This window comes from Rania fehmarnensis (assembly GCF_056494185.1).
In genome coordinates, this window is record NZ_CM151398.1 from 9,123,703 (window position 1) to 9,141,569 (window position 17,867).

General features: G+C 55.1%; 2 protein-coding genes. Both read right to left on the bottom strand.

The window, feature by feature from the left end; all coding sequences use genetic code 11:
• Positions 1–4 precede the first annotated feature (4 nt).
• Positions 5–637 (bottom strand): hypothetical protein, encoded by a 633-nt coding sequence (locus SH573x_RS30825; protein ID WP_479352081.1) that lies wholly within the window; start codon positions 635–637, stop codon positions 5–7.
• Between the two features lie 8 nt (positions 638–645).
• Positions 646–17,823 (bottom strand): LamG-like jellyroll fold domain-containing protein, encoded by a 17,178-nt coding sequence (locus tag SH573x_RS30830; protein ID WP_479352082.1) that lies wholly within the window; start codon positions 17,821–17,823, stop codon positions 646–648.
• Positions 17,824–17,867 lie beyond the last annotated feature (44 nt).

A 17,867-nucleotide genomic window follows, 5' to 3' on the forward strand; every position in this document is an offset into this window, starting at 1 on the left:
CAACTCACGCCTTGAGTAACCGAAAACGATTAAATGACCGGGCGAGGCAGCGGCGCGGCCAGGTCGATATTCCACTGATCACCACTCCTAGAAACATGATGAGGCTTCCTGGTTCAGGCACGGCAGTCACATTGACTATGCGCAACGTCGACGTCACCTCGCCACCTACATCCTGTAAAAATTCATTAATATTCCCACCCAGCACACCGCTGGCATCAGTTTCAATTGGATTGAATGTCACTTCATACGCGCCGGCGGCTAAGCCGCTCGTATCGAAGACCAACTCTCCAAGCGTCAACGTATTACCCGTAGGCAATGTATTGGGCAAGCTAAGCGTAACCGCGGCGACGCCGACGTTGGAAAACGGTCCCGATCCTTGAAAGTTGTTTTGCAGATTACGAAGTGAGAAACGTGTATAGTCAAAATTAAGCGGCAGTGAGTTATTGGCTAAGCTCAACGTGAACGAATCAACGTAGTCTCCCGGATCTCCTTCGAAATTCAGCGCTAGATCAAAATAGACCTCGTCCGGGATCGTTTGCTGCTGCGGGCCCAGAGTCAGGTTAAGCTGAAAATCAGCACGCAACGGTGTGGCCAGGCAGCTAACACCCAGTAGAACCGCAAGCAGGTAGGTTTTCATAGTAAATTCTATAAATCCGTGATAACTTCATCGACTAAATTGCGTTGCAGTGAGTCTTTCACGCCCGGGCCACTCGTGTTTTGAATGTACCAGTTGAGTTTTCGATTAGGATTGCCGCCGGCGTTAACTTCGCCAGAAAGCGTATCCAGCACATTGTCATCGACAAGATTGGTGTTGCTGAGTTGCACGCCTTCGACGCCAGTGGACCGCAGCGTGGTTACTCGGGTCTGATACCAACCCAGCGACACATCGCTGGCATTGCTCGACCAATAATTACTCAAGATGACCAAGGCGGCATGATCTTCGTCATAAACGCTGGAACCTGAAATCATCAGGTCGCCATCTCCCAAACTCTGCAACGAATCGCGGCCGGCACCGCCGATCATCAGATCCGCTCCCGAGTTTCCAATCAGTTGATCATTGCCCGCGCCACCGATCAGAATATCACTGGCCGCTCCGCCACGCAGCACGTCATTGCCTGCGCCGCCATAGAGTTCAGCCGGCACGTTCAAATCAGCCGCAATATCAATCGTGTCATTGCCCGCCAGTCCATACAGCACGATTCGATCCACAGCATCCATCGCACTGCCGATAGGATAAACGCTGTCAGGGCCAGTTGCCGCAAGTTTGATGGCCATGCTGGTCGAATCTATCTGCCTGACGGAAATCACATCGGGACCAGCCGTGGCTCCACCGTACAGCACGTTTTGACCATTCTCATTCACGACAAGTAACGAAGTGACCACGATCATATGCGAGATCTGCGCCAGAGAATCGCCACTGGACGAGCGGGCTAAAGCCTGGATCGCAAAGCCTGAGGTGGGACTGGTCGTAAGGTAGCTCACAGGGACCGTAATGGAACCCAGCACAATTGGCCGAGTAGTGGAACTGCCGTCGCCCCAGTCGATCACAAACTGGGCATCGAGGGGTAAGCCTGCACCGCTAACATCAAACCGCAACGGCTGTCCAACAGCGGCAACTGTGGGACCATTAATGGACACCGTTACCAGGTTGGAAACGCTGACGGCCTGCTGCAGCGTCAACACGCCTCCGTCTTTGTCAAAGACTCGCGCATACGCAATTTGATCACCCGTTGCCGCAAAGCTGATCGTTCCGGAACTGGATGAACTAGCCGTCGCGTACGAACTGGCTAGCTCCGACAAGCTACCGGCAAAAGAGTACCGGAGCGAGTCTCGATCGATCATCGATGCATCACCCGCTGCGACTGTGTAGAGAGTTGGAATACCTTGGTTGGCAACCGCAGGTCCACTGAGCGTACCGCTGGGCGGAACGTTAGTGGCCGATACTTGTGCGGTGTAATCACGTATACCATTTTGCTGGTCGAGGATGCGGGCCGTGACTTCATAGGTTCCGTTATCGGGCAAGGTGAAGGTCATCGAGCTGGATGTATTAGCCCCTAAGTAGGTCGTGGGCAATGTTCCACTGACGACGGTGCCATCACTGCGTCGCAGGATGAACCCATATCGGAACCCAGTGGAAGTATCCGAGGCGGAGGGATCGGTCGCCGCCGTGAGCGAGATGGTGAACTCGCTGCCTTCATCCAAGGACACCGTCGGTACACCAATCAAGCTTGCACTTGGGGCGATATTGGCATTGATGATGTTCTCGACCGAATGCCCAACAGGCAGTGAATAAGTGTAGTCCAGCCCGCGCAGATCGAGCGTATCATTGCCTGCGCCTCCGAGAATCTCATCCGCCAGATCGCCAATGACTGAGTCTGTTGCCTGGAAGAGATCATCGGCCGCGCCACCGCGCAGCCTGTCTGCTCCAGGTCCGCCGATCAGTACGTCACCTGGTACCGCAGGTTGCGACTGACCTGCGGCAAGTACTTGGAATCGCGAGAGGAATAGTTCATATCGACCGCCCAGTTCGCTCGTCGCTGGCTGAGGGGACAACGATACAGCTACATAGTAGTCACCATCGGCTGGCAACGTGACATCGACCAACGTCGCATCCAATGTGCCTTCGAAGTCATCGTCATTCTCAGCGATCAGAATGCCACTGACAGTGAAGATCTGCAATCTGCCATCAAAGCCAGTACCGCGCAGTGGCCGGATGCTGTTGGCCAGCAGTTCGATATTGATTACTTCGCCCTGTCGACCGGTGAACTTGTAGTAGTCAGTTTCGGTAGTCCCCGCACTATTGTCATGTGCGAGCTGACCCACCACCGCCATGGCCGATACATCGAACGACTTGCCTGAGAATGTGAAGCCAGTCTCTGGTGCTAGATTCGGTACGTAGAGGGGCGTGAGCATGCCAAGCTCTTCTGCGGTCGCCAGGGTGTTATGAGCATCGCGGGCCGTAGCTAACTCGAGCTGCGTATGGCCGATATCGTCAAAGGCCAGCTTAATCGCTTCGCGCGCACCAAAGAACGTTTCGTTCATCGCATCGGCTATCGTGGTTCCCACCGAGGCTGGGCTGGCGATGATATGCCGAGGTGTTTCGATCGCATCCAGTGGCCCTGTGTACTGCGGAAAAATGCGACTGAGATCAGCTCCGCTGAATAGGCCTGTCCCAATCGGTCCAAACGCGTCCCCGTGACGTACACCGGCTGTATGCGCTAGTTCGTGAGACGCGATGGTGGCAGTAAGAGCTACGATGCCAGCCGAGAATTGAGCTGATGTAACATCGGGTCCCAAAATTTCGCGGACCACATCCTTCAGTGGATTGATGTTGACCTGGCTGACGATGCGTCGATTGAGATTGCGAAAGTCGACTTCGCCGGCATCTCCACTGACACCGCCGCCACGGCCTTCACTGAAAACGAGTCGCACCATCGATCGTCCCGAATCCGCCACGGCGGCACGAGCTTGCGATTCGCTCTGCGTAATCGTCCAACCGAAGGCTGCGTAGTCGAGGCTCATGCGTGCTTCAATCTCGTCGCGCTCAGTAGCCGTGTAGTTGTAGTCGCCACGCGTCGCACTGAAAGCCGAATCGAAATCGAGCAATACCACTGCGGGCAAGTCTGCAACCAGCAGATCATCGCCGGCTCGACCTTCCAAGCGATCTGCCCCAGCCGCTCCGTAGATCGAATTGGGCAACTCATTACCCAGCAGCACATCATCAAAGCCAGTACCCACAATGTTCTCGATACTCGCGCCCGACGAGAGCGTCAGTTGCATGGGACCAAGTTGCTGAGTCAACGTCGAGGCGATGTCCAGGGTCAGTGGTGCGCCAAACGCAGTGAAGTCCAGCGTATCGCGTCCAGCATCGGTCGGCAGTTCTGTGACTGTGTCGTGATCCAGCTGGCCTTCACCGAACACATAGATGTCGCTGCCTGCACCACCGGTGATGTTATCGTCGCCGGACAATCCTTCGAAACGACTGTCGAGCGCATTGCCGATCAGGGTGTCCGGGCCCATCGTCCCGGTGACATCTTCGAACTGGCCGACTGCAGGATCGAGACTGCTTCTATGCAGGCTGAGCGACAGAGTGCCTGCGGCTAGCGCTTGGGGCGAATTCAAATTCAAGTTCAGTGTCCCCAATCCACCGGTAGTCAGGCCGTGGAAGTCGAGCCAATCGGTACCCCCATTGATATCTTCGTACAGAGTATCACTGCCCAAGCCACCCTCAGCAGTGACCAACAGATAGTGATCATCGCCGCTGCCACCTGCCACATTGTCATTGCCTGGCCCGGGGGTCAATGTATCATCGCCGCCCAGAGCAAAGATCTGATCATCACCTGCGCCGCCATCGATGACATTGGACTGATCGGTGCCGGTTAACATGTCAGCGGCACTGGTGCCGATGATGTTTTCGAAGGCACCCCGCAAGAACAAACCTAGTTGGTTGCTGATGACGGTCTGAGTGATGCCTACGAGTCCCAGGTTTAACGTGGCAGAGATAGCGAAGTGCGAAAGGTCGAGCGTGTCGGAGCCGCGCGATTCAGATTCGATCGTCTGTCGATCGATGAACTGCAATTCATGCAATCGAAGTTCTGCTACTTCAGGTGCAACGCTCAGCGGACGAATGTCGTAATGGTCATCGCCATCATCGCCATACAGGTCTCCGTCACGTGCATTAGCGACGAGCGTATCATCACCGTCGCCACCCGATAGAATACTACCTGAGCCACCGTTGAAAGTTAGAGTATCATTGCCTGCTTCACCTAGCAGAATGCCCAGCGAGCCGTTATCGATGCGGAGATCGTCACTGCCTGAGCCACCGGCCGCCAGGTTTTCACGACCGCTGACGATTTGCAGCGTATCGTTTCCGACTTCGCCCAGCAGGATCGCCAAAGTACTATCGGTAGCTTGGAGCGTATCACGGCCCAATCCACCTCGCAGGCTCGCTTGCACAGCTGAGGTAGCGATCAGTGTATCATCACCTTCTTCACCAAAGGCTGTAGCTCGCAGGCTGTCCAAGACTTCTATTGTGTCATCACCCTCGTCACCAAAGGCCAGGTTCTCTAGTCCACCACCTGCGATGGAGACAAAATCATCGCCGGCACCGCCAGAGAGTCCACTGCGATGGCCTGCGAGCAACATGACCGTGTCATTGCCATCTCCGCCTAGTCCAAACAAACGCTGATTGCCTTCTAAAGTCAGCGTGTCATCGCCCGTGCCACCCAGCAGCACGATCGACGAAGGCAAACGTGTGCGCAGCGGCGATACGATGAAACCAGGCAGAATCATCCAGGTCGGTATACCATTGAGTGGATCGGCGGTGCCTTTTTCGTTACGAGCTGTGTTGGTCAGCAGAGGTCCCACGGAAAGTGTATCTTCCCCAGCCTGGCCATCCAGCACGAAGTAATTGCTCCCTGCGGCAATGGCTGTTCCCGTACTACCGTACAGTTGAAAATCTTCATTACCATCTCCGCCAGCCACGTAGGCACCGTCGGCTCGGAACAGTCGCAGGACATCATCACCAGCATCGGTGCGAATCGCCAGGTCGTTGCCGCCGATGACGACAATGGTGTCGGCTCCATTACCGCCGTCGACATCGACCGTGCTGCCAGCGCGCACCAAGAACTCGTCGTTATCCTCGGCACCGATGACGCGCACGTTGGTACCACCGGCGACAGTAATTTGATCTTGGCCGGTGGCGGTGTAAACCAGAATGTCGTGGCCACCTTGAATTAGTACGCGATCATCTCCACTATCCGTGATTGCGGCGAAATCGTTGACCATGTCGATGCTTAACTGGTCATCGCCATCGCGCAGGTTGGCCAGAATGCGAGTACCACCGGTCAGTGTTACGCTATCGACCACCGAACTACCATAGATTCCCACATCTTGGCTGTTGCCTTGCACAGATAGCGTGAGCCCATTGATACCCTCGCGAGGAGTTCCGAATACACCGCCCTCGATTCTTACTCGCTGAGCATTTTGAACTTCGACAACATCGCCATAGCCACCAAAGATGTCGACATCCAGAGAAGAGATCACCGTGATTTGGCTTGGACCACGCTGGCTGCCGAAGATGTCCACGTCCAGGCTGTTATTTTGAACCGTGAGGTTCATGATCGAAGCATTGCCGGAAGGTGTGGCACCAAAGATGCCCGCGGCTATGGTGATCGATTGCGAACTGTCGATAACCACGCGATCGCCCACACGTGTTATCGAGCCATCGATTGTGACCGCCGTACCGCCAAAGATATCGACATCCAAGCTACCTGTGACCGTGATGTTCGAGTTGCGATTGGTGGCCCCGAAAATTCCAACATCCAAGCTGCTGTTGATCACCGTCAACATTAACGGAGTAGACACCGAAATGGCGCCGAAGACTTCCGTGAAAATCGTGCCGTGCGAGACGGCGTTGAAATGGACTGCATCGCTGGACTGGGCAAAGATGCCCACATCTTGGCTGGAGTTTACTTGCAAGGTGCCGCCGGAACGCAGTGAGCCAAAGATGCCCACATCTTGCGAATTGTTAACCGTTGCATCTAGCGTCGCTCCGCTACTGGTACGACTGCCAAAAATATCGACGTCGAGCGAATTGGTCACTTGCAGGCTAAGCGCTTGCGTATTGGCACCAAAGCTAGATGCTTCAATGACGACTTGTTCGACGCCTTGACCAAGCGTGCTGGCGTCGGCTGGTCCGAGGATGATGGATCCGTCGACTACGCCGAAGATACCCACATCTTGACTGGAGCTGACCTGCAGGCTGACGTTGCGCGCGCTACTGCCGAAGATGTCAACGTCCAATGAAGTAGTGACCGTCAGCGATAGATTGGCCGCGGAGTTAGATTGACTGCCGAAGATATCGACATCCAGCGAATTGGTAACGTTGACGGCCAGTGATGGCGAAGTCGAGACTGCGCCGAAGTCCGAAATGTGCAGCGTAATCCGCTCAAGTTGGGCTGTTGTACTACTGCCGAGCGTGACAGAACCTTCGCTGACGCCAAAGATATCGACATCCAAACTGGATGTCACCACGATCGTGTTCTGGCGGGCCGCGCCAAAGATCCCTACGTCTATAGAACCATTGACGGTCGTAATTGTATTGGAGTTGCTAGACCGTGCACCAAAGATATCGACGTCCAAAGAGTTGTTGACCGTGGCGACCAGCGTTCCCGAACTATTGATGGCACCAAACAGCCCGCCATCGATCGTACCATGCGTTACTTCCGTCAGATCGATTTGATCGTCACCACTACCAAAGATACTGACGTCTTGACTGGAGCTGACTTGAATTGTGCTGCCGCCGCGTTGACTGCCAAAGATATCGACATCCAGCGAACCATTAACCGTGGCGGATAGCGTTGAGCTACCTGTACGAATCGCGCCGAAGGCACTTTGGCCAGTACTGGCACTGCCCGAATCAGCAAAGATCTTGCCGGTAATGTTGCTGGCAGTAACCTGGTTATGGCCCTCGGATCCCAGAATCAACACCGGAGCCTTCGCGCCGCTGGAAGGTCCTGTAACTTGAACTACATCATCACCGTCGCCACCATCGATGGTCGTAGTGGCAGTGGTGCTGAGCGAACCGAGGATCGTATCGTTACCCTCGCCGCCCAGAAAATTGCCCGTGGTACTTTGCAGAACCAGCGTGTCGTCGCCGATGCCGCCATCAAGGATTACCCCAGCGCCCGCGCCGGACAGTTGATCGTTGCCTGCGCCGCCTTGGATTTCAATATTGACCGAGCTGGTTGAGCTGGCAGACAGCACGTCACCTAGTGGACTGCCCACCAGTTTCTGGAAGGAACCATTCAGGGCCAGCGTGCTGTTGTGATAGGCATCGCCTGGTGTGCTGGTGGGAAAGACACTCTGCGGCGTACCGCTGGTTGAACTGAAGTCGAGTGTCACCCCAGCGGGTGCAGCGGTCAGATCAACTGTATCGTTGCCGCCGCCCACATCATGGATGACTACCGTGCTAAAGTGTACTTCGTAGGTGTCATCATCCACGCCACCGGTCATGGTGTCGTTGCCACCACCAATGAACCGATTGCGACCGTTGCCGCCAACCAACACATTCGTGCCCGTACCAGCTCGTAAGATGTCCAGACCATTGCCGCTGGTCAGCTGATCGTTTCCCGCACCACCATCTAACTCGGTTGCCACGTTCACGGCGGAGGTGTCGAGTGTATCGTGGCCATCGTTACCCCAGATAACAAGCGGCAAAGTAATAGCACCGGTGGCGGTAACCTGGTCATCACCATCCAGACCGAGATAGCCAAGCACACTAGCGCCGGCAGAGATGGCATCCGCATTCTGCGCAGCAGTCAGCACCACCACATCGTTACCCGCACTACCAACCAGTAAGTAATAGCTTGCCAGCGTGTTGGTAGTATCGTCGGTTACACGGGCGACAATTTTCGTTGGGCCGGCGAGCGTGGTTGTAAATTCGTTGGTGGCTGTGGTAGTGAACGCACCACCATTGACGCTCCAAGCATAGGTCAATCCCGGTTGATCATCGCTGCCCGGATCCACAGCTGCGGCGCGAAAAGTGACCGTTGAGCCGACTGCACTGGCAACTTCCAGTCGCACACTCGGAGCCGCGTTGATTATCGCAATGGCCAGCTCACTCTGCGTCGTGAGACCTTGGGAGTCGGTAACGAAGACACGCACTGTGTAGGTGCCTTCATCGCCAGGTGTGAAGGTGACATCTGTGGGACTGCTGGTAACTCCAGCGACATCCACGAAGCTACCTCCCGGTCGCGCTAACTGCCAGTGATAACTTAAGCCGTAAGTTTCCCCTGGATCGGTGGCAGAAGCCCGCACGGTCACCGGCATGCCTTCGGCGATCACCACGGTGCTGGGTGGTGAGATAACCGTCAAGGCTTGAATTGTAGGCGCCAAGCCCACGACTCCGGACAGTACATACGTGGCACGAGCCGAGCGGGTATCGGTCAGCGTAACTTCCAATTCAATCAAGAATCGTTCGCCTTGAGGCGGAGCAAAGTCAAACGCAGGTATCGAGTTGCCGGTACCCGACTGAGAGTAGGCCGACAGCAATCTGCCGTTAGCATCGCGCAAGCTCCAAGCATAACTGGCGGGCGGGCCACCGCTGAGACTGGCCGTGAATGAAGCACTGACTCCTTCTGTCACTGTGCCACTGGGACCAACGATGGCCAGGCTGAATTCCGTTTCTGGAACGACGATGACCTGACGTGCCGTACCGCGACCGACACCGGTAGTCGAACTGAAGTCATCGTCGGTGGCGATGGCCGTGATCGTATAAACACCGCCTCGCAGCGGCGTAAACGAGAAATTGGTATCAGGAACTCCCACGGTTCCCAGGCCTGGCTCATCGCGACCATTGCGCTGGATGCTCCAAGTGGTCGTGAAGGTATCAATCGTGCGTGGTTCGGTAATGGCCGCGATCAGGTTGACTGGCACGCCGACTTCGCCGCTGGTGGACGGCGTGATGATCGACACGATCGGACTAGTGTTGGAGACGGTGACGTCGACGGTTGGAGCAATCACGCTGGCTCCGCTGCCACCGACTTCGCTGATCGATAGATAAATGCGGTAGATCCCATCGTCGTTCGGGATGAACTCGAGTACACCGCGCGACGGCTGGGTAAATGGATAGTTGGCTTGGACGATCACACCGGCGGCGGTACGTTTCTCAACCTGCCAGTTAAAGTTCAGTTGCTCTGCGCGGCGGAGTTCGCTTTCCGGCGCGCGAGCCCGCACACTTTGACCTTCGCCACCTGTAGTAGGCGCAATGATCTCGACGGCCTGAGCCAATCCGAGGACTTCGAATTGACGTGTTAAACTGCGCACGCCAGTTGGACCACCGTCGCTATCATCGACTTGCAGTGTGACGAAATAGATGCCTCCGCTGGTCGGTGTGAAGCTCGCTTGCGAAGCCGCCGGATCGGCGCTCATGGCTTGCGAGAAGACAATCGGCCCAGTGAGTGAACCGAAGCGAACCTCCCAGGCGTGACTGACAATATCGAGTTGTCCTGGATCGCTGCTATCGCTTTTGAACGTAATCGGCTGACCTGTCCGAGCGCCCGATGGATTGATTTCGTATTGCGGAGTTGGCGCGACGTTTTCGATGGTAATCGTATGCGGACCCAGAATGACTTTTTGCTCGTCCCCAAGGGCATTAGTTTGAGTCAATGTTAATGTGACGACATAGGTGCCTTCGTCGTCGGGGGCGAACTGAATACCGGCTTCGTTGCCAGTGGCGTATAGTTGACCATCCTTGCGAACATCCCAGCTGTAGCCAGTAACGGCGTAGCCAGAAACCGTACTACCCACTGCGAAGGCTTTGAGGCTGATGGGACGACCCTCTGGCCCGCGGGTTGGCAAGCCACGAATAATGGCGGAAGTTGGAACAATGCCTTGCGCAAGTTCCGAGGTAACTTGAACGTCATCGCCTTCCAGTCGCGGCCCGGTGATGGTGGCTGTAAGGAACTTGGCAGGCGGCAAGTCACCTAAGCCACCGACTTCGAAGTCGGCGTTACCATCCGCATCCGTGACTACGGCGCTGGTGCCAATGAATTGTTCGGCTTGGCCCGCAACACTGGCGGCGAAGAACTCGATGGTGAACGCAGTGTTGGGTGTGGCACTGGTAATCGTCCCAAGCGCAAAACCATCGACACGGGCTTGTGTGAGCGTGATAACACCCGGGGGTGATGCAACAGAGATGGATAGACCAAGATTGTGATGAATCAAGTTGCGACTCAGGATCGCATCACCACCCCAAATCAAGACACCGTCGTTGGTTGTGCTCGCGCCAGGTGAGCCACTGCGAACGATAGTGTTGTCTTGCACCAACGTGCCGATGCCGGACTGGATCTCCACGCCATAGATCGCATTGCCTAGCCCTGCCGAAACGCCACCCAACACATCGGTACCGATGCCGTTATTAATTATGTTGGTGTTGACACTAGAACCTCGAACTTGCGTTCCGACTTGGTTACCGCTGATAATGTTGGTATTGAAGTCGCTGATGAAGCCCACCGCGGTATCAATCGAGTCGACAATATCGATGCCAACCTGGTTACCCAGGGAGGCAGTCCCGTCGGCGTTTGTACCAATGCGATTGACTTCGATCTTGGTGTCTGTCGAACTAGCCACCAAGATACCCACCGTGTTGCCACTGATTAAGTTTCCTGATGGACGTCCATTGCTATCGAAGTCTCCGCCGATTGTCGTGCCCACGGCGTTAATAACGCCTATTCCTTGATTCTCGTGGGACTGGCTGAACATGGCAGTCTGACCATCTGGACCCACACCCACAAAATTGTTGACAATTGAGTTGTCTTGCGAATTGTCAGACACGAGGATTCCACTGCCCGCATACTGTACGATCACGTTGGAGAGTGCATCGCCCACAATACCAATCGCATTTTCATCCGCATCGGACAGGGCAATTGCATTACCGAAGTAGCCCAATGGAGCGGTGCCATCGGCGTTTAATCCCAGCCAATTGTTGTCAACCGCGTTTAAGTCTGATCCAACGATCGTGATACCTGAGGTAGTTGTCGACGAACCTACGATCAAATTGCGAACGGGGCCTATTACATTCTCGTTCGAAGCGTCCGCAATGTTGATGACTTCATCGGCTTGACTGCGCACAAGTGTGCCATCGAAATTGGTACCCAAGTAATTGCCGCGGACACCGTTTCTAACAGAACCACCAGAAATGAGCATTTCGTAGTGAAAGTTTCCACTAACGATGTTGCGCGCGCCGCTGGTATCGCCACCAATCAAATTGAGGCTCGAGGCTTGAGTGATAACGATGCCAGTACCGTTGGCAACAATTTGATCACCGTTGCGATCCAAGCCGATGATATTGCCTTGGATCGTATTTTCATGCGAGTTATCGAGTTCGATGCCACCGTTGAGGTTGCCAGAAATAATATTGCGAGCTTCGCTGACCAGACCACCGATCAGCGTCTCGCGGCTGTCGTTTTGCAGTTTGATCCCGACTTGGTTGGGTAGGGCGAGCAAGCCGTCGACATCGGTGCCGATGAAATTGCCGGCGATGGTGTGGTTGAGAGCACCCTCAAACAGAATACCTGGACCGAGGTTGCCGCTGATCAGATTGCCCAAGCCAGATGAATCACCACCAATAACGTTACCCGCAGGGTTGCCTACGATTTCACTTTGGATGCCCGCCTCGACATTGGGGCGAGCCAGGCGACCGGTCGGATCGGTACCGATGAAATTACCCGTGATGGTGTTGCCGATCGAGTTCCTGATTCGAATGCCGTATAGTTGATTGCCGGAAATGACGTTACGGTCCGAGGCGTCCGAACCACCGATGGTCGCGCCAGTCGATGTCTCACGCAGGACAATCCCTTGGATGGTCGGCACAGCAGGTACAGTGCCATCGGGTTTCAGACCAATGTAGTTGCCGGTCAGAGAAACTGAACTGCCAAATACGTCAAACGCAGCAAGCCAACCAGTCATCGATAAGCCGCGAATCGATACGTCATTAGCATTAATCTGAAAACCATCGCCCCTGTCACTGATCATCTCGATCACCGGGTGATCCACGTACTCGCGCTGGGTGGTAGCATCGATCAAATGGCTATTGTCGATCGAGGGCAAGACCGATGAACTGTAGTCAAAGGTGTAGACGCCGTTGACAGCTTGCTCGGCAGGAATACCAAAAGCGATGATATTTCCACCGATATCTCCCGCGTCAACTAAGGCATCGGCCAACGAACCAGTACCTGAGACGGCAGTAGTGGTAACGATGGCTCCCTCACCCAGATACTCGAGCACCACATCGTTACCACTGCCACCGCGATAGGTGATCTGAAAGATCTCCGAAGTATTGAGCGCAAAGACTTGTCGCTCTGGCAATCCCGCGAACTGGCCGATGACGCTCTCAGTGCCATCGTTCTCGATAATCGTAAACTCAGTTCCAACCTGCGGATGATTGGCCATGGTTAGCACAACATCCAGCGTCCCAGCCAAGGTAACCGTCCCATTGACCCGCAATTGATCATACTGGGTGCAAACCAGTACGCCTTCCACTTCCACTTCCAGGGCACCGCCAGAAGCGAGGTTGTAGTTGCCGTTGATCGTCAGACAGCCCGGTGAATTGCCCGGGGCTAGTTGGCCACCGATTTGATTTACATTGGCAGGGATGGAACCAGTTCCTTGCAGCCTACCACCGCTGACAAGGATTTCGGGTGAACCGGTCAGATTGCCATCGACGCGTGTTGTACCGCTGGCTTGGTCTAATCGAGTCGCCGCATACTGCGAATATTGATTCCGAACTTCCGTCGCCGATAGCGCGCGATCGTAGATGTGGAACTCATCGATGGCACCCGAGAAAAAATTGGTAATGGTCGTAGCAGAGGTCTGTTCGGCCCCAATCAAGAGTGGAAAGTTACCGTAGCCCAATGACGCAGCCGCGACAGATGCTTTCGCCAGGCCGTCAACGTATAGCGTAGCCAGGTGCGCAGTCACATCGAAGGTCAGGGCCACGTGATGCCACACGCCCACCTCAGAGGTCATCGCAATCGCTCCGATCGATCCGCCCATGCTGTACTGAATCAAACCGGAACTTGCTTGAGTGGAGACTTTGAACGACGAGGCAGGCGCGACTGTTTGTAGTTTGCTGAATAGTGTATCCGTGCCGGCGGGTGTCGAACTGAAACGAAACCAACCTTCGAGTGTCGTACTGACCGGATGCAGTGCAGCCGAATCGCTGATCGACACGTAGTCGTTGACGCCATCGAAATCAAATGCGCTGCCCGAAAGACCAGTCGTGAAGCTTGTTCCGCCAACGAGCGTTCCAGGGTTTGTGCCAGTGCTATCGGAGGCATTGTTCTCGCCTGCATAGCTGCTGATAAGGCCACTGGTGGTTAAAGGGCCAGCTTGTAAGCCGAAGCGACTGGAGGCATCGACCAGCACAGTGCCGCTTTGCGTAAAACTGCCGAAGGGTTCAAAGTTCTTGCCGCCGAGGACGGACAAGCTGCCCGTCGATTCAATACGGCTTAGCTCTCGCATTGCATCGTAGACGTAGCTGCCAGTCGAGCCAATTAACTGGGCCGCAGTTCCAGTCAAGCTTACGACAGCAGCTAGTTGCTTAATTCGAAAGAGCGACGAACTGGACGTACTGGGATACAGCCGCAATACGCCGCTGCCACTAACCTTGTAAGCACCCCCGGCAAGGGCTGTCGTAAATGTGTTGCTGTCACTGGTGAGACTGGTAAAGTTAGTAAACGTCGTCGGCTTGACGTCGATGCGTCCGCCAGAATCGACTTCCAAGCTGCCATTGTTGGTGAAGCTCGCTGAGGCAATAGAGATAGTTGCGCCATCACCAGCGATCATGCGTCCCGTGAGTGTTACCGAGGGTGCTGTGGTTCTCAGGTCGAATAGAGCAGGAGAGACGTCCGGTTGCACGAGTCCTTGAAAGATATAGTTGGCTGATCCCAGGGCGATATTCTGGCCACGAAGCGTAAGGTTGAGACCAAAGGTTACCGTGGGTGCACCTGTGGTGACGCTCATCTGATTGGATGTGTTGGCTCCAAATACTATAGCGCCACTGCCCCCGATAACTTGAGTGTTGGCGAACTGTACGGAACCAGCCGTCGTCGATACTCCTACTAGCAGCCTGCCATCGATGGTCAGACCATTGCTCACCGTTAGTGCACTACTACCAACGGCAAACTGGACGTCGGTACCACTGGCTATAGTGACATTGTCAAAGGTGAAAAAGCCACTGCCAACAAATGGCGTACTCGATACCAGTCGACTGTTTCTCAGTGTGCCACTACCACCAAAGAGCCAAGGACCGGTGGCTGCATCCAGCGTCAGGTCACCGCTGAAAATACCCACGATCGTAACGGTTCCACCGCTCCGCAAGAATGTGCCTTGTCCTGCACTGGGTGTAGCAGATCCCAACGCAAACTGTGTCATGGAGCCAGCCAGGCTGACAGTCGTGCTCGTAACGCTAATGGTTCCAAGATTATTGAGTAGACCACCAACTGTTAGCGCTCCACCAGTAGCGGTGGTAGAACCGTTGTTGACAAAGGAGCCTGAAGGCTCGAGCCTGGCCGTGTTGGTGCCAGAGACCACAACCTGGCCGTCATTGATCAGCGTAGCTGAGTTGACAGTAAACGTGGAACCAGCGAGCGGTTCCACGCGTCCCGCAATTCGTACCGAAGGCGAGGTGGGAGTGACTCGAAAGGTGCCTCCGGCGACATCGGGTTGCACGAGGCCTTGAAAAATGTAGTTAGTTGATCCCAGGGCGATATTCTGGCCACGAAGTGTAAGGTTGGGTCCAAACGTTACCGTGGGCGCAGGCGAGACCCCGCTCATCCCATTGCTGCCGCTAGCGCCGAATACAATCGCGCCACTGCCTCCAATCAACTGGGTATTGGCCAATTGAACTGTACCCACAGCAGAGGCGGAGCCGACAAGTAAACTGCCATCAATCGTCAGGCCATTGCGCACAACAAGTGCACTGCTACCGGCGACTAGTTGGACTTCTGTACCACTGGCAATGGTGACATTGTCAAAGTTGAACGCACCACTGATGGTAACCAGGGCATTTGAAACGAACTGGCTATCTTTTAGCGTACCATTGCTACCCAAGAGCCACGCTCCGGTGGCTGCATCCAGTGTCAGGTCACCGCTGAAAATACCCACGATCGTAACGGTTCCACCGCTGCGCAAGAATGTTCCTTGCCCGGCACTGGGTGTAGCTGATCCCAGTGCAAACTGTGTCATGGAGCCAGCCAGGCTGACAGTCGTGCTCGTAACGCTAATGGTTCCAAGATTATTGAGTAGACCGCCGACCGTTAGCGCTCCACCACTAGCGGTGATAGAACTGTTGTTAACAAAGGAGCCTGAAGGCTCGAGCCTGGCCGTGTTGGTGCCAGAGACCACAACCTGGCCGTCATTGATCAGCGTGGCTGAGTTGACCAAGAAGGTGGAGCCAGCGAGCGGTTCCACGCGTCCCGCAATACGTACCGAAGGCGAGGTGGGAGTGACTCGAAAGGTGCCTCCAGCGACATCGGGTTGCACGAGTCCTTGAAAAATATAGTTGGTTGATCCCAGGGCGATATTCTGGCCACGAAGTGTAAGGTTGGGTCCAAACGTTACCGTGGGCGCAGGAGAGACCCCGCCCATCCCATTGCTGCCGCTAGCGCCGAAAACAATCGCGCCACTGCCTCCGATCAACTGGGTATTGGCCAATTGAACAGTACCAAAGGCAGAGGCGGAGCCGACAAGTAAACTGCCATCAATCGTCAGGCCATTGCGCACAACCAGTGCACTGCTACCGGCGACTAGTTGGACTTCTGTACCACTGGCAATGGTGACATTGTCAAAGTTGAACGCACCACTGATGGTAACCAGGGTATCTGAAACGAACTGGCTATCTTTCAGCGTACCATTGCCACCCAAGAGCCACGCTCCGGTGGCTGCATCCAGCGTCAGGTCACCGCTGAAAATACCCACGATCGTAACGGTTCCTCCGCTCCGCAAGAATGTTCCTTGCCCGGCACTGGGTGTAGCAGATCCCAACGCAAACTGTGTCATGGAGCCAGCCAGGCTGACAGTCGTGCTCGTAACGCTAATGGTTCCAAGATTATTGAGTAGACCACCAACCGTTAGCGCTCCACCACTAGCGGTGATAGAACTGTTGTTAACAAAGGAGCCTGAAGGCTCGAGCCTGGCCGTGTTGGTGGCAGAGACCACAACCTGGCCGTCATTGATCAGTGTGGCTGAGTTGACAGTAAACGTGGATCCACCCAGCGGTTCCACGCGTCCCGCAATACGTACCGAAGGCGAGGTGGGAGTGACTCGAAAGGTGCCTCCGGCAACATCGGGTTGCACGAGTCCTTGAAAGATATAGTTAGTTGATCCCAGGGCGATGTTCTGACCACGAAGTGTAAGGTTGGGTCCAAACGTTACGGTGGGCGCAGGCGAGACTCCGCTCATCCCATTGCTGATGCTAGCGCCGAACACAATCGCGCCACTGCCTCCGATCAACTGGGTATTGGCCAATTGAACAGTTCCAAAGGCAGAGGCGGAGCCGACAAGTAAACTGCCATCAATCGTCAGGCCATTGCGCACAACCAGTGCACTGCTACCGGCGACTAGTTGGACTTCTGTACCACTGGCAATGGTGACATTGTCAAAGTTGAACGCACCACTGATGGTAACCAGGGTATCTGAAACGAACTGACTATCTTTCAACGTACCGTTGCCACCCAGGAGCCAAGGACCGGTGGCTGCATCTAGCGTGAGATTGCCAGTGAGCGTACCCACTAGATTGACCGTGCCGCCGATGCGCGTGAAGTTACCCAAACTGGCCTGTACGAAACTACCGCCTAAATTGAGAGTGCCTGAGACGAGCGAAAGCGAGGTGCTGTTGACCCAATTTGTTCCGGCTCGCGTCAACGCACCACCGTTAACTGTGAGGCTGCCACTGCCCGACGTATTGCCGCCGACGCTCAGCGATCCACCGGTGACATTGATGGCTTCCGCAGTATCAATAGCTCCTACAGAACGTGTGCCGGTCGAATAAGTGATCGTCGGCGAATTGGGCAGATCGGGAATAATGGCCGTATCCGCAGCACCAGGAATCGTGTTGGTGCTCCAATTGTCGGCGTCATTCCAGTTGAACGTGCCAGCGCCACCATCCCAAGTAATGCTGGCCAACACGCGCCGCAGCTCCAGCAATTCAAAGGCGAACCGTCGCCGTTGCGAGCGAGCGGCCCGCTGACGACGAGCTCTAAAAGATGGTTCGCTGTCCGACGATTCTCTGCGAGGGGACCAGGCGAATCGCTCGAGCATTGCGGATTCCTCGTGATGACTACTGGAGACACATGATGCGAGAC